The 20,058-nt window shown below is 54.0% G+C and carries 16 protein-coding genes; 13 read left to right on the top strand and 3 right to left on the bottom strand.

Annotation, left to right across the window (positions count from 1 at the left end; all coding sequences use genetic code 11):
- Window positions 1-32: 32 nt before the first annotated feature.
- The gene (locus tag ACKPCT_RS15085; protein WP_319567309.1) at window positions 33-1,247 is read right to left on the bottom strand and encodes an ROK family transcriptional regulator; all 1,215 of its coding nucleotides are present in this window, start codon (window positions 1,245-1,247) and stop codon (window positions 33-35) included.
- Between the two features lie 535 nt (window positions 1,248-1,782).
- Between ACKPCT_RS15085 and ptsP the strand changes: the two genes are divergently transcribed.
- The 5 genes from ptsP to ACKPCT_RS15060 all read left to right on the top strand — a co-directional run bounded on the left by ptsP (window position 1,783) and on the right by ACKPCT_RS15060 (window position 9,382).
- The gene (gene ptsP, locus ACKPCT_RS15080; protein ID WP_319567308.1) at window positions 1,783-4,260 is read left to right on the top strand and encodes a phosphoenolpyruvate--protein phosphotransferase; all 2,478 of its coding nucleotides are present in this window, start codon (window positions 1,783-1,785) and stop codon (window positions 4,258-4,260) included.
- A gap of 121 nt (window positions 4,261-4,381) precedes the next feature.
- Window positions 4,382-5,329 carry a 1-phosphofructokinase gene (gene pfkB / locus ACKPCT_RS15075; protein ID WP_319567307.1) on the top strand — a complete coding sequence of 316 codons (948 nt, stop codon included), beginning with the start codon at window positions 4,382-4,384 and terminating at the stop codon, window positions 5,327-5,329.
- Window positions 5,330-5,354: 25 nt separating this feature from the next.
- Window positions 5,355-7,148, top strand: a complete 1,794-nt coding sequence (locus ACKPCT_RS15070; RefSeq protein WP_319567306.1) for a PTS fructose-like transporter subunit IIB — start codon at window positions 5,355-5,357, stop codon at window positions 7,146-7,148.
- Window positions 7,149-7,361: 213 nt separating this feature from the next.
- Window positions 7,362-8,222, top strand: coding sequence for a shikimate 5-dehydrogenase (locus tag ACKPCT_RS15065; RefSeq protein ID WP_090069577.1), 861 nt, complete (start codon window positions 7,362-7,364; stop codon window positions 8,220-8,222).
- 464 nt (window positions 8,223-8,686) lie between these two features.
- Window positions 8,687-9,382, top strand: a complete 696-nt coding sequence (locus tag ACKPCT_RS15060; RefSeq protein WP_139229202.1) for a GntR family transcriptional regulator — start codon at window positions 8,687-8,689, stop codon at window positions 9,380-9,382.
- A 136-nt stretch (window positions 9,383-9,518) separates the two neighbouring features.
- Here ACKPCT_RS15060 and ACKPCT_RS15055 read toward each other — a convergent pair whose 3' ends face one another.
- Both ACKPCT_RS15055 and ACKPCT_RS15050 read right to left on the bottom strand, forming a co-directional pair.
- Window positions 9,519-10,298: a hypothetical protein gene (locus ACKPCT_RS15055; protein WP_090069582.1), complete on the bottom strand. Its 780-nt coding sequence runs from the start codon at window positions 10,296-10,298 to the stop codon at window positions 9,519-9,521.
- 108 nt (window positions 10,299-10,406) lie between these two features.
- Window positions 10,407-11,372, bottom strand: a complete 966-nt coding sequence (locus tag ACKPCT_RS15050; protein WP_319567305.1) for a sugar kinase — start codon at window positions 11,370-11,372, stop codon at window positions 10,407-10,409.
- 1,051 nt (window positions 11,373-12,423) lie between these two features.
- On the opposite strand from ACKPCT_RS15050, the gene ACKPCT_RS15045 reads away from it, so the two are divergent.
- The 8 genes from ACKPCT_RS15045 (at window position 12,424) to ACKPCT_RS15010 (ending at window position 20,001) form a co-directional block, all read left to right on the top strand.
- A complete protein-coding gene (locus tag ACKPCT_RS15045; protein ID WP_090069586.1) occupies window positions 12,424-13,245 on the top strand; it encodes an IclR family transcriptional regulator in 822 nt (273 codons plus the stop codon).
- Window positions 13,242-14,186 carry a 2-dehydro-3-deoxygalactonokinase gene (locus ACKPCT_RS15040; RefSeq protein ID WP_090069589.1) on the top strand — a complete coding sequence of 315 codons (945 nt, stop codon included), beginning with the start codon at window positions 13,242-13,244 and terminating at the stop codon, window positions 14,184-14,186. Before ACKPCT_RS15045 ends, ACKPCT_RS15040 begins: the two co-directional genes overlap by 4 nt.
- 79 nt (window positions 14,187-14,265) lie before the next feature.
- Entirely contained in the window at window positions 14,266-15,285 is a 1,020-nt protein-coding gene (locus ACKPCT_RS15035; RefSeq protein ID WP_090069591.1) for a zinc-dependent alcohol dehydrogenase, read from the top strand.
- Between the two features lie 16 nt (window positions 15,286-15,301).
- Complete coding sequence (locus ACKPCT_RS15030) at window positions 15,302-16,060, top strand: SDR family NAD(P)-dependent oxidoreductase (protein WP_090070376.1); 759 nt, start codon at window positions 15,302-15,304, stop codon at window positions 16,058-16,060.
- Window positions 16,061-16,076: 16 nt separating this feature from the next.
- Window positions 16,077-17,033 (top strand): C-terminal binding protein, encoded by a 957-nt coding sequence (locus ACKPCT_RS15025; protein ID WP_319567304.1) that lies wholly within the window; start codon window positions 16,077-16,079, stop codon window positions 17,031-17,033.
- A gap of 62 nt (window positions 17,034-17,095) precedes the next feature.
- Window positions 17,096-18,073: a DctP family TRAP transporter solute-binding subunit gene (locus ACKPCT_RS15020; protein ID WP_090069595.1), complete on the top strand. Its 978-nt coding sequence runs from the start codon at window positions 17,096-17,098 to the stop codon at window positions 18,071-18,073.
- A gap of 146 nt (window positions 18,074-18,219) precedes the next feature.
- Window positions 18,220-18,714, top strand: a complete 495-nt coding sequence (locus ACKPCT_RS15015; RefSeq protein ID WP_090069597.1) for a TRAP transporter small permease — start codon at window positions 18,220-18,222, stop codon at window positions 18,712-18,714.
- A 3-nt stretch (window positions 18,715-18,717) separates the two neighbouring features.
- The gene (locus ACKPCT_RS15010; protein ID WP_090069599.1) at window positions 18,718-20,001 is read left to right on the top strand and encodes a TRAP transporter large permease; all 1,284 of its coding nucleotides are present in this window, start codon (window positions 18,718-18,720) and stop codon (window positions 19,999-20,001) included.
- Window positions 20,002-20,058: the final 57 nt, after the last annotated feature.

Below are 20,058 nucleotides of genomic sequence, written 5' to 3'. Positions count from 1 at the left end.
GCTGCGTCTGGGTTCGATGGAAAAAGCCCTGACTAGGATTGGTTGAAGAGCATGTTCTGGTCCAGCAGATAGCGAATGAAGAGCGGTAGGCTGGCGCCCCCCAGCGCCCTTGCCGGGCTCCCTAATGTGCCCTCAAGTACCACCGGCAAGGCAATGCCCTTCCAGCCCTGTTCGGTAATCGCGTCGCGGACCTTTTCAACCAGACTTTCGCGCACGGCGGCTGGCATGGTGCCATCCAGAATGGCCACCTCAAAATCGATGATGGCTGTCGCCGACGCGATGGCAAGGGCGATATAGTGAGCGGCCTTGTCCAGCCATTCCTCGAGCACATCCCCCAGATCCGACCAATCGTAGGAATTTTGTTGCAGGAGTGAGGGGTCTATGCCCTTCTCCTTGAGCATCTCTTCAAGAAAGAACAGCGATGCGAAGTCGATCAGCTGCTTCTTTTCGCCGTCAGGGCCGGGCATGGGCATCGAGGCCAGAGCGCCTGCATTCTGGGTGCGTCCGGCATAGATGGAATTGTTAAGGGCAACGCCGCCGCCCACAAAGGTGCCCACGAAGATATAGAGGGAATCGCTAAAAGCCATGCCACGCCCGAAGGCAACCTCTGCACAGCAGGCCGCAGTGCAATCATTCTGTGTAAAGGCATTGAGACCCGTTGCCTCTTCCAGCTCATGAGCCACATCGAACTGTTTCCAGACGTCCATGGTGCCGGGGGAAACGCCCACCTTGTCTTCCCAGTCCCATAGATGGAAGGGCAGGGCTATGCCGATACCGGCAATCTTGTCTTGCTGACCCGCATCGATCTTCTGGCTCATTTCGCGAATGCCCTGTGTGGCAAAGGCCATCACCAGATCGGGCATGGGATAAGAATAGGTGATGCGGTTTGTTGCCCGCGTCTGTCCGGCAAAATCGATCAGGATAAGGTCGGCGCTGCGGCGGCCTATTTTCAGGCCGAAAGAAAAAACACCGTCAGGATTGAGCCGCATGGGGATAGAGGGCTGGCCGACGCGCCCGCGAATGGGTTCGCCGCGCAACAGCAGCCCGTCTTTCTCCAATTCTCCGATAATGACGGAAACCGCCTGTGCAGACAGGCCGGAACGGCGTGTGATTTCTGATTTGGCCAATGCACCATGACGTTGGATCAACGACAGGACAAGCCGCTCGTTATAGGCGCGGACTTTCTTCTGATTGAACCCAAAAGAGCCATCGCTGCCAGATCCTGAGCGTGTCCCTTTTTTGGCCATTCTTCCGCGTCCTTCGCTTGAGTTTGATCTCTTCTCGCTGACAAAAGAAGACCGGCGCACCATGCGCATGCATATGGATCAAGTCATCTGATTAAGCTCGACCCTATAGCGCGTGGACCTGTGATAGCCATGAACCAGATCAAAAAATAACTTTGATGGAATTAATCAACTTGAAGAGACAAAAATCAACAGATTTGTGACGTCTTCCAGTGTTCAGTTCCGCTCAAAATGCCATTTTCACAACAGTTATGTGAAAAAATGCTGCAATTTCGGTCATTTAATTAATACATCAAATAGAAGTAATAATTACAAATATTGCCGTGTTGTGACGAAGAAGCGCATAAAAGAGCCCTTTTATATCCGCAGATTTACCGAAATTCGACCATAGTCTTGATGTGAATCAATTATTTTCCTTTAATAATTCACTTAAATAGATTTATTATCTCACAGAACGTTGGCCATGCGTGGTCGGACCCTGACAATAGGCAAAAGCAATTGCGGTCTTCTGGCGTTCAGGTTGGAGTATTCGGAGGAAATGATGCAGTTCAAGGAATCGGCTATCCGTGTCGGAGAGCAGGCGCTCGACAAGAGTGACGCTATCGCGAAAGTAGGCGAACTGTTGGTCAAATCCGGCAATATCGAACCGGGTTACATCAAGAGCATGCTCGCCCGCGAAGAAGTCGCCAATACCTATCTGGGTAATGGTATTGCAATCCCTCATGGCATCCCCAAAGATCGCGAATTGATCAAGGAAACAGGCGTTGCCGTTTTGCAACTGCCTGAAGGTGTGATCTGGAATAATGATGAGCGGGTGCATCTGGTGGTCGGCATTGCAGCCAAATCCGACGAACATCTGACCATCCTTTCCAATCTTACTGATGTGCTGGACGATGCGGAAGAAGCCAAACGTCTGGCCGTTACGAAAGATGCGGGCGATATCGCGCGCCGCCTGTCCGGTGGGCAGGATGCGGCGCCGGCTGCACAGGCAGAAGACGCTCCTGAAGAACACGAGCTGGGCTTTGAGCATGTGGTCACGAGCCCCCACGGGCTGCATGCTCGCCCGGCGACTGCTCTTGTTGATCTGTCCAAGACCTTCCAGTCTAGTATTCTGGTGCGCAACGGCAACAAGGTCGGCGACGCCAAAAGCTTGATTGGTCTGCTCAAGCTGGGTATCGACAATGGTGCTACGATCCGCATCAGTGCGGACGGGCCGGATGCGGAACAAGCTCTTGAGGCCATCTTCAATGCCTTCGCCGAAGGGCTGGAAGATGAAGAAGAAGCTGCTGCCGAAGCTGCTGCGGATCACTCTGGTTCTACAGAGGTTTCCACCTATGAAGGCGCGGCCATTGTCGGCATTTCCGCTTCTCCGGGCATCGCTCTGGGGCCGGTCTGCCAGTTGAAACGCGGACGCATCGTGGTTTCTGAAAAAGCCGAAGGGTCTAGCGACGAAGAAAGCGCACGTCTCGATCAGGCGCTCGCTACCGCCAAGGCCGAATTGACGGCGCTGCATGATGACATGCTGGCCAAACAGGGAGCCGCAAAAGCCGCCATCTTTAAGGCACAAGGCGAATTTCTGGAAGATCCTGAACTGCTGGGCAAAGCCCGCGAAGGAATTGCAGCTGGCGCCAGCGCCGGATGGGCATGGAAACAGAGCTTTGAAGACCATGCCTCAGCACTTGCAGCCATGCAGGATGAAATTCTTGCAGCGCGCGCTCTCGATCTGCGCGATGTCGGACGGCGGTTGCTCAAATTGCTGGCCGACAAGGTGGAAGATGACCCCGATCTGCCAGATAGCCCGATCATCCTTGTGGCTGATGATCTGACACCATCTGACACTGCCGGGCTTGATCCCGAGCAGGTGCTGGGACTTTGCACCGCCTCTGGTGGTCCAACCTCGCACACGGCCATAATCGCCCGCAGTCTGGACATTCCCGCTGTGGTTGGCGCTGGAGAGACATGTCTTGCGCTTAAGGATGGGGCTGCCGTCATTCTGGATGGCACATCGGGTGTTCTGGTTTCCGAGCCGACAGACAAAGACACCGACCAGGCCAAGGCCGCTCAGGAAGTTTACGCGCGTCAGGCAATCGCTGAGCAGAATGCCTGCTATCAGCCAGCCATCATGAGCGATGGCCACCGCATCGAGGTGGTCGCCAATATTGGCAATGTAGAAGAAGCGAATGCCGCCGTGGTGGCTGGTGGGGAAGGTGTCGGGTTGCTTCGAACAGAATTCCAGTTCTTGCAGCGCGACACCGAGCCCAGCGAAGATGAGCAATATGAAGCCATCGCCGCCATGATAAAGGCCATGAACGGCCTGCCGATGATCATCCGCACGCTGGATATCGGTGGCGACAAGGATGTTCCTTATCTTGCTACGCCGGAAGAGATGAACCCGTTCCTCGGTGTGCGCGGCATCCGCCTGTGCCTGCTGCGTGACGATATCTTCCGTACGCAACTTCGGGCCATTTTCCGGGCATCCGCCCATGGACCGATCCGCATCATGTATCCGATGATTTCATCCATGGATGAATTGCGGGTTGCCAAGACCATCACCGAAGAAGTGCGTCAGGAAGTGGGCGCTGATCCGGTAGAAATCGGCATGATGATCGAGATTCCGTCTGCCGTGATGATGGCCGAAGACTTCGCCCGTGAGGTGGATTTCTTCTCCATCGGCACCAACGATCTAACGCAATATGCGCTTGCTATGGACCGGATGCATCCGCAATTGGCCAAAATGGCTGATGGGCTGAACCCGGCGGTTCTGCGCCTGATCCGCAAGACGGTGGAAGCCGCAGATGCTGCAGGTATCTGGGTTGGTGCCTGTGGCGGCATCGCTGGCGATCCTCTTGGAGCGCAGATCCTGTCAGGTCTCGGCGTGCATGAGCTCAGCGTCAGCATTCCGGCCATCGCATCGGTCAAGGCCAAGATACGCCGCCTTTCCATGGCTGAGGCCAAGGCATTTGCCCAGAGGGCGCTGGCTTGCACAGAGGCATCAGAGGTTCGCGCGCTGAAATAGCCCGACCCGTTGCAAAGAGAATATCCCGCCAGTGTCAGTCACCGGCGGGTCCTTATCCCGAACCGAACAGACTAGCATTGTCAGCCGATATTCGGCCGACATCCGTCAGGGGAAAGACGTCATGAGTGCAGGGGCAAAAATCGCTACGGTGACCCTCAATCCGGCGATTGACCAAACCATCCAGATCCCGAACTTCGCCATGGGCGAGGTGAACCGCGTTGCCAGCGAGCAGTCCGATGCTGGCGGCAAAGGGGTCAACGTGGCCAGCTTTCTTGCCCAGTTCGGGCACAAGATTGCGGTTACCGGATTTCTGGGCAAGGACAACGCCCATCCCTTCGAGCAGCTGTTTGGTCGCTTGAATATTGATGACCGCTTTGTTCGGCTGGCAGGGGCGACCCGAGTCAACATCAAGATCGTTGATCCGGACAAACAGGAAATCACCGATATCAACGCCCCCGGCCTCACGAATTGCGCTGAAGGTCTTGCGGCTTTGGAAGAAGCGATTGATCAGTTGGCGGCCAATGGCACTGAGCAGTTTGTGCTTGCAGGCAGCCTGCCTGCCGGTTTGCCCCAGACCATCTATCGCGATCTGACCAACCACCTCAAGGGGCTTGGCAAGGAAGTCATTCTGGACGCGAGCGGACCTTCTTTTGCCGCTGCTCTGGATGCCGGACCGGACATCATCAAGCCCAATGTGGACGAACTGTCCGAGCTGGTTGGTCGCAACCTGAAGAGCCACGAAGAGATCATCACTGCCGCGCGCGCTGTAACCGGTGGCCGGGTGGGGGTGATTGTTGTCTCCATGGGCGCTGACGGGGCCCTGTTTATCACTGAAGAAGACGTGCTGCATGCCATGCCGAAAGGCGCTGTGGTCAAGAGCACGGTTGGCGCAGGCGACGCGATGGTCGCCGGCATTTTACACAGCCGGTCGGAAGGGCTGCCGCTTGCGGATCTTGCCCGTCTGGCAACCGGCTTTTCTCTGGGGGCTCTGGGAGAGATCGGGCCTCATTTGCCCGCGCAGGAAGTCATCAAGGCCTTCGCTGCCGATGTGGTCATAGAGAAATTGTGAGGTCCGAGAGGAGAAAGGAAGAGCAATGGCAACAATTGTAGCTGTGTCCGCCAGTGCGGAAAGCCGGGCACATACCCTGATGGCGGCCGAAGCCTTGCGCAAGGTTGCCAGTGATCAAGGACATGACGTTCTGGTGGAATGTCGCGCTCCTGATGAAATTACCTCGCCTCTGAAGGAAGAGGAAATCGCCAAGGCGGATCTGGTGATCCTGGCGATTGACGAAGAAATCGATCAGACCCCCTTCACGGGTCTGACCATTTACAAGACAACCACGAGCCTGGCCATTCGGGATACAGCTGGAGTATTGGCCAAGGCTTTCAACGCTGCGGGGCTACCCGAGCAAACAAGTTGTGACCAGCATAAGGAGGAAGCCGTGTCCACATCTGATGAGTCCAAGAAGCGCATTGTCGCTGTCACGTCCTGCCCAACGGGCATCGCTCACACCTTCATGGCCGCCGATGCCCTGAAGAAAAAGGCGACCGCCGCAGGTCACGAAATCAAGGTTGAAACCCAAGGGTCTGTCGGGGCCAAGGATCAGCTGACCCCTGAAGATATTGCTGCAGCCGATGTGGTGATCATCTCCGCTGACACCCATGTGGATGAGAGCCGCTTTGCTGGCAAGCCGATCTATCGCTCATCCGTTGGCGCTGCCGTGAAAGACGCCGCTGGCGTGATCGCCTCTGCATTCAGCGAAGCCGAAACAGCCGCTCCGGCAGCCGGTGCAGGCGCTCAGGGTGGCGAGAAAATGCAGTCACTTGAAGAGGCCAAGGCTGCCCTTAAGGCCAGCCGGTCCGGCCCATACAAGCATCTGCTGACAGGCGTATCCTATATGTTGCCGGTGGTTGTGGCCGGTGGTCTGTTGATCGCCCTGTCCTTCGTCTTCGGCATTGAGGCCTTCAAGGAAGAAGGCACATTGGCTGCGGCCCTGATGACCATTGGTGGCGGCGCTGCTTTCAAACTGATGGTTCCGGTTCTTGCCGGTTTCATGGCCTATTCCATTGCCGACCGCCCCGGCCTTACGCCAGGCCTCATCGGTGGCCTTTTGGCCGTCAATCTTGGTGCCGGTTTCCTTGGCGGCATTCTGGCCGGTTTCCTTGCCGGTTATGTAGCCCTGTGGCTACGTGACAATATCAAGCTGCCCCAGTCCCTTGAGGGTTTGATGCCGGTGCTTGTGTTGCCGTTGCTGTCGACTGCGATTGTCGGTCTCTTGATGGTCTATGTGATCGGTGAACCGGTTCGCTACATCAACGAAAGCCTGACGGCCATGCTACAGAGCATGAACCAGACCAACGCCGTTATCCTTGGTCTCGTGCTGGGTGCCATGATGGCCTTTGACATGGGTGGTCCTGTCAACAAGGCGGCTTATGCCTTCTCCGTTGGCCTTCTGACCAGCGATACCTTCGGCCCGATGGCTGCGGTTATGGCTGCTGGCATGACGCCTCCGCTTGGTCTGTCCATCGCAACCTTCATCGCCAAAAACCGCTTCACGAAAGAAGAGCATGAGGCCGGTAAGGCAGCCTTCGTTCTGGGCCTGTCCTTCATCACCGAAGGCGCGATCCCTTACGCAGCCAAAGACCCTCTGCGTGTGATCCCGTCCATCATGGTTGGGTCCGCTCTGACCGGTGCTCTGTCCATGTATTTCGGTTGCGGTTTGCGCGCGCCTCATGGTGGTGCCTTCGTGCTGGCCATTCCGAATGCAGTTAGCAACCTGCCTATGTATATCCTGTCCATCCTCATCGGCACCGCCGTTACCACAGCGCTTCTGGTTATCCTCAAGCGCCCGGTGAATGAGGTGCCTCAGACAGTGGCTGCCGAATAAGAAAAGAGATGCCGGATCCTCACAAAAGTCCCCCTCTACTGATCCGGCATCAATAGTATCAGACTGGCACGCCCGTATCTCGGGCGTGCTTTTTGTTTGTCCCGCGTGGTTCCTGAAAAATGGCAAGCTTGTCTCATCCCCACAGGGCGCCTTATAGTCAGTCTGCCGGGACATGGTTCCCTCTCGCACCGGATATTGAGAAAGGCATTTTTGATGACATCGACGCAAAAACCCCTAATTGGTCCCAAAACCCGCCTGTGCATGTCGCTGTCTGCCCGACCCAGCCCGTTCGGCACGCGCTTTCATAACAAGATGTATGAAGAACTAGGACTTGATTTCGTCTACAAAGCCTTCTCGACAACAGACCTGCCAGCTGCCATCGGTGGCGTGCGTGCGCTCGGCATCCGGGGCTGCGCCATCTCCATGCCCTTCAAGGAAGACGTGATCCCTCTGCTTGATGCATTGGAGGATTCCGCCAGTGCTATTGATAGCGTCAATACCATCGTCAATGATGATGGGCACTTGACCGGCTACAACACCGATTATATCGCCATCTATGATCTTCTCGCCGCAGCAAAGATTGATCCGTCAACGCCGTTTCTTCTGCGCGGGTCAGGTGGAATGGCAAAGGCGGTGGCAGCAGCCCTTAAGAATAGTGGCCATGAGAAAGGCACCATCGTTGCGCGCAACGAAAAGACCGGCCCTGCGCTTGCCGATCTTTATGGCTTTGACTGGGCTCCGACGACAGACGGCCTGACAGCGCCGCTCATCATCAATGTGACCCCCATGGGCATGCAGGGGCCAGAAGCTGAAATGCTGGCCTTTGACGAAGAGATCATCAAGGCATCCGACTATGTATTTGACGTGGTGGCTATGCCCGCTGAAACACCCCTGATGCAGACCGCAGAAAAGCATGGCAAGACATGCATATCCGGTGCAGAGGTCATCGTGTTGCAGGCCGTTGAACAGTTCGAACTTTATACCGGCATCCGCCCGGAACGTGCCCTGATTGAAAAAGCCTCGGCATTTTCCCATGCGGTTGCCAGAGAAGAGCGACTTCAAAGCCTCAAATAGGTCGCTTTGCTCCATTGTCATGCACCAGAGAGCTGGGCTAGCTTCTTAGCCAGCAGTAACACGGCTTGGCTTGGCGTAGCTTTCGGTGAAAGTGATACAATTATATGATGCTAATGTGAGCACATCCATGCGCATTTTTCGCATCACTGCGAAGGGGTGCTGAAAAATCCGCGATGGCACCCGGAAACGCAAGTGGTGAGAAATTTACCAGTTTATGCTATTTGAAACTGGCAGAAACAAGCCATATAAGAGTGGCCTTTGCGATCATGCGCATGAATGGAAGTAAAGGGCAGGGGCATGATTGGTTGCGTCATGCCCTTCTCAAGACCCGAGGCTAAGGAGATGAGAGAAATCCTGGCAGAACTATTTGAGATCTTGTCGGTAAAACCATAGCTTGCATCTGGCTGGTGTGTGGTATACTTGATACCAACGATAGAATCGGAATTCTCAATTTAGAAAAACTCTTGAAACTGAGTGGAACACAATTGGAAGAAATCGAAAGGCCGCCGTCCCTATCCGATATTGCGACGGAAAAACTAAGAGCCGCTATCAGTGAGGGCGAGTTCGCTCTCGGTGAAGCCTTGTCGGAGCAAAAGCTTGCTGATCGGTTGAATATCAGCAAAACACCTATCCGCCATGCCTTGGCTCAGATGAAAGTGGAAGGTCTGGTCGATGTGATCCCTCAAAAGGGCACTTTTGTTTTCACCTTGAGTGGAACCGATCTGGAGCGCTTTTCCGAATATCGCTACATTTTGGAAACAGCTGCCTTGCGTTTGGCTTTTGAACGCAACCGTGATGGCCTCGTTGCCGAATTGGCCAGCATCTGGGAGAAGATGGAAGAAGCCAAGAGAATAGACAAGCGCTCTCACTATCTCGATCTTGATGTGCAGTTCCACAGAGCCATGTTCGAGCTTTGTGACAATCAGTATCTCTCGGATAGCTATCGCCTGATTGAAGCCAAGGTTTCAGCAATCCGCACCTATCTGGGGCGAGACCGCATCCAGACCACCAAAAGTTTTGAAGAACACGGCGAAATGATCGAAGTTCTGCGCGAAGGCAAGATCGAAGCAGCTATCAGCATTCTTGATTTCCATATCGGACGCTATCACCGCACTTTCAGTCGAGATGTTTCCGATATCACTCAATCAAAGGCTGTTTGAGCGCTTGGTGTTTTGTCGAGATTTCCAGATAAAGAAAAGGCCGTTCCCAACCCTTGAGAACGGCCTTTCTTTTTGATCGCGTTGGTCAATATGTCATGCATATCACCCAACGCTATGGTGGGCCATCAAGGCGCGCTTATGCAGCGTCGTAACCGGTTTTGAAGGCCAGCTCGACCTTGCCATCATAATAGATCTTGATGTCGGCATTTTCTTCAAGCGGTTTGCAAGGAATGATACCGCCGGTAGAAATCCACTGACCGGCTTTTGGACGGAAGCCGTATTTCACGGCAACAACGATGAAATCACGGGCAACTTCATCGGCAGGGCCAACCAGATCAGACGTGGTTCCCTCTGCGATGACGGTACCGTTTTGTTCGGTTTTCATGACTTCGCCATTCCATTTGGTGTCAGCTGTATAAGCATGTTCAGGGCCAAGCACCAAGCAGCCGGAGCCACAACGGTCGGAGACGATAGCCGGAACACCAAAGTCGCCGCCATTGGTGAGGGCTCCCGATGGCATTTCGGAGCTGACGCACCAGACATCAAACAGATCGGCAAGAGGAGCCGCAGCCACTGCATCCATGCCTTTTTCAAGATAGCTTTCTGCTTTGGCTGAAATGCGCAGGGCAATTTCACCTTCGGAAGTGATGCTCAGGGTCTTGAAGCCCGGTACCAGTTTATCAGCCGCTACGATTTCCTTTTCATGCATGGGCGCAAAGAAAATTTCGTCGATGCCAAGGGCCTTCTGGGCCGGAGGGGTAGAGCCACCCACTTTCCAGGCTGCGCCATAGCCAGCGTCTTTTTCAACGACAGATTTAACACGGGCATAAGCTTCCGGCAGGGAAGCTGGCATCATTTCGGCCGTAAGAGTTACGGTTTCAAGCGGAGTGATTACAGTGCGAACGTAAGCGGACATGGTTTTATCCTGTTGTGAGATAGAATATGAGCCGCATATCCTGCTTTGGATTCTGCGGTGTTCAGCGTACGGACTGGTCCGGCGCAGGGCCGAACCAGAAGGATTGTGTCAGTATTCGCCTTCTTGAACCGGGCTCCAGACAGCTTTGTCGATAGCGCCACCCGGATGCATGATGACCTTGGCTGCAATGGCGTGGGCCATGCGGGCTGCTTCATCAACGCTTTTGTCTTGAATGCGCATGCCGATATAGCCGGCAGCAAAGGAATCGCCTGCTCCCGTGGTATCGACCGGCTTCAGTTTGGCCGGAGGGGCAACTTCCATGCGGCCTTCGTCATTGACGATGATGCAGCTGTTGTCGCCGCCCTTGATGATGGCTTCGCCAGCACCCCAGCCGCGCCATGCGTCGGCAATCTTGTCAGCGTCGCTTTCTTCCCAGAGAGCGGCGTGGTCTTCGCAGCCCACCAGAGCATAGTCGGTAACGCCAGCAGCCTTGCTGAAGACTGCGCGGCATTTATCTCTGTCTGGCCACAGGGCAGGGCGGAAGTTGGGGTCAAACGCTACCTTCACTTTGCCTTTGAGAGAAGCCAGAGCTGCGAGCAGATTGTCGCGCTGGGTGTCGTCCAGAATAGCCAGCGTGATGCCAGAGAAATAGACCATATTGAAGTCGCCAAGCAGCTCGGCAATCTTCTCGACAGACCAGCCGCCAAACATCAGCTTGGCAGCGGCATCATTGCGCCAGTAATGGAAGAAACGTTCGCCGGTTTCATCATTCTCGATCATATAAAGACCGGGATTCTTGCCTTCAACGAGGGTGATATGATCCACCTTGATGCCTTCGCTGGCAAATTTCTCACGCATGCTCTGGCTTTGCATGTCCGAACCAAGGCCGGTAATATAAGAGACCTCTGCCTTGGGAGAAAATTGCCGCACCAGATAGGTGGCAGTATTAAAGGTGTCGCCGGCGAAAGCCTGACGGAAGACCTTTGTGCCTTCGGCAAATCCCTCGACGCCCTTTGCCGGCGACAGTTCGATCATGCACTCGCCAATGGAGGCAATCTTAAGCTGCTCTGTCATGCGTTTACTCCTTGCTCTGCTCGCCTGGCCTCAGGGAAGCCAGAAAGCATATTTGATTGGTGCCTGTTTGTTTCTTGTGACATGCGCCCTGAGGGCGAATAGGGATGCGTAAATGAGGGAGCAAGCTCTCTCGGTGTGGCGGTGTGTCCGCTCTCGCAGAGCGATGTTTTGAGAGCTACGCCATCCTGTTGATTGGATCCGGGATAGACGGGCATAAAGTTAGTGGAAAATAACTTAATGCCGTATTGAATTGGACCAACAGTCTGCTCTGGTAGGCCGAGGCGCCTGCCTGTCCTCTTGGCTGCGTTGAAATCTCGCGCACTGTTGGCAAATAATTGGGTAAAATGAGACGCTGTAGGAGCGTGAGAGGCAAGAAAAATATGCGCCAATTTGTCGCGATATTCTTCAGACCCATTGCGGCCGACGCATGTATTCAAGGGTGTGATTGGCCGCGTAAACATTCATTCGCCTCAATGTTTTCTGCTTTTATTGTAATGGCTTATCTGGGCCTGGCTGCGAGTCTCATGATGGGTAGACTAAGGGGCTGACCGTGCGTGCGGAATGCGAAGATTTCGTGGTCGACATGAGCCGTCGGTCGAAGACAAAATGCGTGCGCGCATCGCTCTGAGAGCCTCCCTCGGTGCATCGTTATGATTAGATTGAGATCTCGAAAAGTACAATATTGTTGAGGATGCGACATTTGGTCATTCGGTCTGATGCGTATCCGATCTCATCATCTCTTGCAAGACCGCGTCACCAATCACCAAGCGTCAACCCGCCTTTGTTCAAAGCCGGCTCTGCCCCTCGTCATTGGCCAAAAGTGTAGGTGTTTTTTTGTCCTTCAAGGGCTTTTGGTTGGCAAATCTCAATCGCCAGAGACCGGTGTTGGAGTCATTTTCCACCGAAAACATGCCTCTTTTGACTAGGTTTTTGCCCAAAAATACGGGAAAACATCTAGCATTTTTACAAACTGGTGTACCAGATACTGAATGTTAGATTTAATATTTGACGAAACAAAAATCTCTTCATAGGATCGGCCCAGGAGGAAAATATGGCTCATTTGGGAGGACCAGCCGATTATGGCGAGTTCGGGAAACGGACTCTTATGGCTGGGACGCAAACATTGCTGAGAGGACTGTCCATTCTGGAGCTGGTTGGCGACGGAGTGACGAGCGTCAAAGGTCTGTCAGACAGATTGCAGGTTCCGCGTAGCACGATTACGCGCATGATCCACAATCTGGTGACCGAGGGCTACCTCTACCACATTCCCGAAAAAGGCTATTTTCTTGGTGCGCGCCTGGTCGATCTTGGTGATCGTGCTCGTGAGCAGCGCCCGCTGGCGGGTATCGCCCGTCCGTTTCTGGAAGCCTTGTCCGCACAGGTGCTTGATACCATTCACCTTGCCGTGCCAACCAATGATGGTGCTATCATCTACCTGGACAAGATCAACGGCAGCCGCGGTTTCCAGATGCGGTCACGTGTCGGGCTGACCATGCCCATGGCATTTACCGGCCTTGGCAAGGCCATCCTGATGACAATGGACGAGGAGGAGTGGAAGGAATTCTACGACTTCACGTCAAGCCAGACACATCTGAAGGAGGGATGGCCCGAGCTTAAAGGCTATTCTGAGTTCTTTTCCGATCTATCGCTCTCCAGGGAGCGGGGCTATACGTTTGATGATGAAGAGAACGAAATCGGCATTCGCTGCGTAGCAGCGCCCGTCTTTGCCGATGGCAACAGGGCTGTTGCTTCCATTTCCATTTCCAGCACGCTCAATTTCATGCCTCGGGAGCGGATCAATCTGCTCGGGCCGGTGATTGTGAGATGTGCTCAGAAGATTTCTCGGGAACTCGGTTGGAGTAATGAAAAATGAGTCTCTTGATCGCACTTGATTGGGGCACGTCCAGTTTGCGTGCCTATTTGATGGAAGACGGCAAAGTTCTGGACCAGCGGCACAGCCCGTATGGCATTCAGCATCTTCCAGAGCCTGGTGGTGTAAAGGGATATGAGGTCGCGTTTGAGAGCATTTGTGGCGATTGGCGCAAGCAATATCCGGATGTTTCGGTGGTGACCGGTGGTATGGTTGGATCTGCTCAGGGTTGGTCCGAGGCGCCTTATGTGCGGTGCCCTGCCGATCTGAGCGATCTGGCCAAGAAGGCCGGTCAGGCGACCTTGCCCGATGGTGGCACGCTTCATATCGTTCCGGGCGTTCTGCTTGATGATCCGGATCTTGCTCCGGACGTGATCCGCGGCGAAGAAATCCAGATCGCCGGCGCGCTGATTGATCATGATGACTGGTGGCAGGCTTCCCGCATTCTGTTGCCAGGCACCCACTCCAAATGGGTTACGATGAATGGCGGCAAGCTGGAAAGCTTCTCTACCTATATGACGGGTGAAATTTTCGCCGTCCTGTGTGATCACTCCATTCTGGGGCGCCTTATGCCGGAAGAGAAGGCATCCAAGGAAGAAGCCGACAAGGCGTTCGATCTTGGCCTTTCTGTCGCCAAGCATGGCGGGGCAGGGGATCTGACGCATCAGCTTTTTGCCACGCGCACTATGGGCCTGACCGAACGCATGCCCAAGGAAGCGCTCAGCAACTATATGTCCGGTCTGTTGATCGGTAATGAATTGACCTCGGCCACCCGTGAATTGCAGGACGATGCCTCTTTGCCACTGATCATGATCGGTGATGGTGCCCTGTGTGATCTCTACAAACGGGCTCTGGCCAGCTTCGGCCTTGAATGCACCGCGCAGTTCGACAACACGGCGCATATCGGGCTTTGGAATTTCGCAGAAACAAGTGGCCTGATTTAAAGCGGACGACTGGTATCAGCGGTTTAACAAACTGATCTGCTATAGCAGATCTGACATGTAAATATTGAAGGGCAAGAAGATGAAAGCACTTGTATATGCCGGCCCCAATAAAGTTGAGGTCAGGGACGTTCCTGAACCACAGGCGCGTGAAGGCGCTGTAAAAGTGAAGATGCTCTACTGCGGTCTTTGCGGCAGTGACATCGGCATTTATTCCGGCAAGCATCCAAGAGCGAAAGCGCCGCTTATTCTCGGGCATGAGTTTGTCGGCATCGTCGAAACTGCGCCTGGAGGCAGCAAATTTGCTGTTGGCGATCATGTAACGGCTTATCCGCTGATCTCTTGCGGCGAATGCTACCCTTGCAAAAACGGCACGCCTCATGTTTGTCAGACCCTGCATCTGCTGGGCATCGACACCGATGGCGCCATGGCTGACCATTGCTGGGTTGACGAAGACGTTCTGGTCAAGGTGCCAGAAGGGATCTCCGATAAGCTAGCAGCCCTGGCTGAGCCTCTGGCTGTTGTTGTGCGCACGCTGCATCAAGCCAACTTCAAGACCCTTGATCGCTGCGTTGTGATGGGCGCTGGCCCGATCGGTATTCTCACCGCCATTCTGCTGAAGCATTCCGGTGCAGCCCAGATCATCATCTCCGATATTGATGAAGGCCGCTTGGCTCTCTGCAAGGAATTCGGCTTCGATGCAGTCAACGTTCGCGATACCAACTTGATCGACCATGTCAACAAGGCAACCGACAATGTTGGCGTGGATATCGTCTTTGAATGTTCCGGTGTTGAAAGCGCCGCACTTGAAGTGACCAAGCTGACGCGCGTTGGTGGCACCATCTGCATGACCGGCGTTCACAAGGCTCCGCATGCCGTTGATCTCATGGATCTGAACTTCAAGGAACAGACCATGGTTGGCAGCCGCGTTTACACCATGCGCGAATTCGCTGACTCCGTTCCACTTCTGGCCAACATGGCCGAGGATTTGGAAAAAGTCATCTCACAGGTCATTCCGCTGAGCGAAAGCGACAAGATTTTCGACATGGTCGCAGATCCTTCTCTGCGCACCGTCAAGATCCTTGTTGACTGCCAAGCCTGAGCCTGAGGAAAGCAATATGTACAAGCTGGATCTATCCGGAAAAAAAGCCATTGTAACCGGTGGCACCCGTGGCCTCGGGCTCGGCATGGCCGAAGGCCTGCTGGAAGCGGGCGCCGAAGTCCTGATTGTTGGGTCAAGTGAAAAGGCTGCCGAAGTGGCAGCCACCCTCAACAAGGACGGCGCCAAATGCCATGGCCTCGCCATCGACCTTGCCGATGCGGCCTCCCGCGCGGAAGGCTTTGACAAGGCCGTCAGCATGCTGGGCGGAGAGCTGGACATTCTGGTTAACTGCGCCGGCGTTCAGAGCCGTCATGCTTCCGAGGAATTCCCTCTGGAAGACTGGCAGTGGGTTCTTGAGGTCAACCTCAACGCCGTGTTCGACTTCTGCCAGCGCGCAGCCAATGTCATGCTGTCAAAAGGCAAGGGCAAGATCATCAATATTGCCTCTCTGCTTTCCTTCTTTGGTGGCTTCACGGTTCCTGCCTATGCCGCATCCAAAGGTGGCGTGATGCAGTTGACCAAAGCCCTGTCCAACGAATGGGCAAGCAAGGGCATCAATGTCAACGCATTGGCTCCGGGTTATATGGCCACGGACATGAATACCGCTCTTCTGGCCGATGAAGGCCGAAACGCAGAAATCACCGCACGTATTCCGGCTAAACGCTGGGGCAATGGAGAGGACATGAAAGGTCCCCTCGTGTTCCTGGCCTCCCCCGCATCGGACTACGTGCACGGTGTCACATTACCGGTAGACGGCGGCTATCTGGGCCGCTAACCGAAGGAGTTCTCAAATGAAAATCGTCATTACCGATCTTGATCATGCTGATCAGAATATGGAGCGGGATGTTTTTGCCAAGGCAGGTATGGAATTCGACCTGCTGGAATGCAAAACCGAAGATGACCTGATCAACCAGATCAAGGGCTATAACATCGCTCTGAACCAGTATGCACCATTCACCAAACGCGTTTTTGACGCCCTGCCCGATCTCAAGCAGATCATCCGTTACGGTGTTGGCGTGAACAATGTGGATCTGGCTGCAGCGAAGGAAGCTGGCGTGCAGGTTTGTAACGTGCCTGACTATGGCATGCATGAGGTCTCCGACCATGCAATCGCTCTGAGCCTTTCGGTCATCCGCAAAGTGCCGAAGATGGACAAGGCTGTGCATGCAGGCGTCTGGGACTTCACGGTTGCCTCTCCGATCCGCCGTTTCTCCGAAACCACCGTTGGTGTTGTTGGTCTTGGCCGTATTGGTCGCCTCTATGCCAAGAAGATGCATGACCTTGGCTTCAACATCGTTGGATATGACAAATTCTACACGCCAAACGCAGCCGATGGTTCAGATTTCATCAAGGCTGGAACCCTTGATGATGTGATTACACAGGCAGACATTTTTGCTCTCTTCTGCCCGGTCACCGATGAAAACTATCATATGATCGATGAAGCAGCCATCAGCCGCATGAAAGATGGCGTCTATATGGTCAACACCGCACGCGGTGGTCTGATCGATGAAGACGCTCTGGCTGTTGCGCTTAAATCCGGCAAGGTTGCCGGTGCTGCCCTCGACACCACAGAAATCGAACCGTTGCCGGAAAGTAGCCCTCTGCGCGCATTGGAAAACTGTCAGTTGACCCCGCACATGGCTTGGTATTCGGAAGATGCTGCCCTGGAATTGAAACGTAAAGTTGCAGAAGAAGCTGTTCGTTTCGCCAAAGGGGAAAGTATTAATTGGGGTTTGGTCCAACTTTGAACCGGACGTCAATTTGTATAATTTCGCGATAAACTTCGAGACATTTACCACAGGAGGAAGAAATGTCCATTAAAACACTTACGCTTGCAGCAGTATTGGCTGTCGGCACAATCGTTTCACCAGCTGTTGCTGAAACCCTTCGTTTCTCCAACGTAACATCCGTATCGGGTAAAGACGCTGGCGTTGAGTTCAAACGCATCGTTGAAGAAAAAACCAACGGGTCTCTGGAAGTGAAACACTTCCCGGACAACCAGCTGGGCAACGACCGCGTCATCACCGAAAGCACCATCTTTGGTGATATCGATATCGGTGTAAGCTCCACGTCTCCGCTGGCTACCCTGTTCCCGGATCTGTATGCATTCGACGCTCCGTTCCTTTTCCTGAGCCCTGAAGATGCATATGCAAAGCTGGACGGTGAAACCGGTCAGGCCATCCTGAAAACCCTTGAGAAAAAAGGCCTCAAAGGTCTTGCTTTCTGGGAAAACGGCTTCCGTAACTTCACCAACAGCAAACAGGCTGTTGCTGAACCTTCCGATCTGGACGGCATGAAAATCCGCACCATGGAAAATGACGTGCATCTGGCTGCATGGCGCGCTCTTGGTGCCAACCCGACCCCGATGGCTTTCTCCGAACTGTTCACCGCTCTGCAGCAGGGCACTGTTGACGGTCAGGAAAACCCACTGGGTATCATCGACGGCAACCGCTTCCAGGAAGTTCAGAGCAACGTGTCTCTGACCCAGCATGTTTATACCCCGTACATCGTTTTCATGAACTTGGATAAATTCAACTCTCTGAGCAAAGAAGAGCAGGACGCCATCACGTCTGCTGCGAAAGAGACCACCACGTTCCAGCGTAACCGCTCCCAGGAACTGGAAAAAGAAATCCTCGTCAGAATCAAGAACGACGGTGTGACTGTTACCGAGCTGACCCCTGATCAGAAAGCAATGTGGCAGAAAAAGATTATTGATGCCAACATCTATGATCTCGTCAAATCCAAAATGGATCATCCTGAATACATGGATGCTTTGCTGAAGAAATAAGCCTCATCAGCCGCTAATTGCGAGGACTGGCCATGCCAGTCCTCGTCCATATGTTGCCATCAATGCCGGTCCCGAAGCGGGAAAGACCTTCCATGCAACATGTGTTTTGCGGCCACTGAATTCGGTACTCGAAAGGGACCAAGTAGATGACCATTCTACGCTTTTTGGACAAGTATTTCGAAATTTCAATCAGCGTCTTTCTCCTGCTCTTCATGACCGCCCTTATCGCGGTGCAGGTTTTCATGCGGTATGTGATGGGGGAATCTCTGTCCTGGTCCGAAGAACTGGCGCGATATGTCTTTATCTGGTTGATCTATTTGATGATCAGCTACAGCGCGCGTGAAATGAAGCATATCAAGATCGACGCAGCGCTGGGACTCTTCCCCCAATCCTGGCAGCGGTGGGTTGTCATTCTGGGTGACCTTCTGTTTCTGGCTTTCGCCCTGTTCATCGTCAAGACCACCTACGAACTGGTGCTCAAGCAGATGATGCTTGACCAGCGTTCAACCGCTCTGGCGATCCCCTTGTGGATGATCTATGCCGCGCCCGGCGTCGGATTCTTCCTGACAGCCATTCGGCAGGTCCAGACCATTATCTGGCGCCTTCGCAATCCTGATAAATCCAACATCGAGGAGTTCTAAGGCATGGTTGCTACAGTTCTCTTTACAAGCCTAGTCCTGTTCCTCATCCTCAATGTCCCTGTCGGCATTGCCATCGGTCTGGCCTCGGCCGCAGCTGCGCTTGCTGCAGAAGCTCTTTCGCCCAACTATATTTCCCAGCAGTTGATTGCCGGTACGGATAGCTTTCCGATCATGGCGATCCCGCTGTTTATTCTAGCCGGTGACCTGATGGGCGCAGGTGGTGTTTCCCGCCGCATCCTTGACGTTGCCAACGTGTTCTTCGGTCGTGTGACCGGTGGTCTTGCCATCGTCACTGTCGCTGTCTGCATGTTCTTTGCAGCCGTTTCCGGTTCGGGCCCGGCCACTGTGGCCGCTGTTGGCTCCATGGTCATTCCGACCATGCTGGAAAAAGGCTATTCAAAATCCTTCACTCTGGCTCTCGTCGCAACTGCCGGATCGATCGGGGTTATCATCCCTCCCTCCATCCCGATGGTTATCTTCGGCGTTGCGACGGGGACGTCCATTTCCAACATGTTCATGGCTGGTATCGTTCCGGGCTTTCTGATCGGCTTTGCGCTGATGGGCTGGAGCTACATCTATGCCAAGAAAGCCGGAATTGCAGGCATTGAGGGCAATTTTGATTGTCGTGTCGCTGCAAAACTGATGTGGGAAGCCAAATGGGCTCTCTTGAACCCGGTCATCATTCTTGGCGGCATCTATGCGGGCATCTTCACCCCGACGGAAGCGGCTGCAGTTGCTGCGGTTTATGCCTTGCTCTGCGGTCTGGTCTTCTATCGTGAAATCAGCTTCTCGCAGTTGCTCAAGACCGTTGCGCGCTCCTGTTCCACAACGGGTACGACGATGGTTATTCTGGGCTGTGCAACCGCCTTTGCCAAGATCCTGACCATCGAGCAGATCCCGGTTCAGGTGGCAGACCTGATGACGACGATTTCGGACAACCCGATCATCATTCTCATGATCATCAACGTGCTTCTGCTGTTCGTTGGCTGTGTCATGGATACCACGCCAGCCATTCTGGTGCTGTCTCCGATCCTGTTCCCTGTGGCAACCTCCATGGGTGTTGATCCGATCCACTTCGGCATCATCATGGTGGTCAACCTGGCAATCGGGTTCATCACTCCACCTTTGGGTATCAACCTGTTCGTGGCGGCAAGGGTCGGCAACGCCCAGCTCGGCACCGTGGTACGAGGTATCATACCTTTCGTTGCGATCATGATCGTTCTCCTCTTGATCATATCCTACATACCACCCGTCTCGATTGGCATCTTCAGCCTACTGGGTCGATAACCATCCGGACCTCGCTCTCTCCTGGAGCGAGGTCTACTCTTCCCCAATTCTCTGTGA

Origin of the sequence: Cohaesibacter marisflavi (assembly GCF_963665895.2) — a bacterium.
Classification (GTDB): domain Bacteria; phylum Pseudomonadota; class Alphaproteobacteria; order Rhizobiales; family Cohaesibacteraceae; genus Cohaesibacter; species Cohaesibacter marisflavi.
Note: the sequence above shows the minus strand (reverse complement) of the source record. Positions and strands in the feature narration are given on the sequence as shown.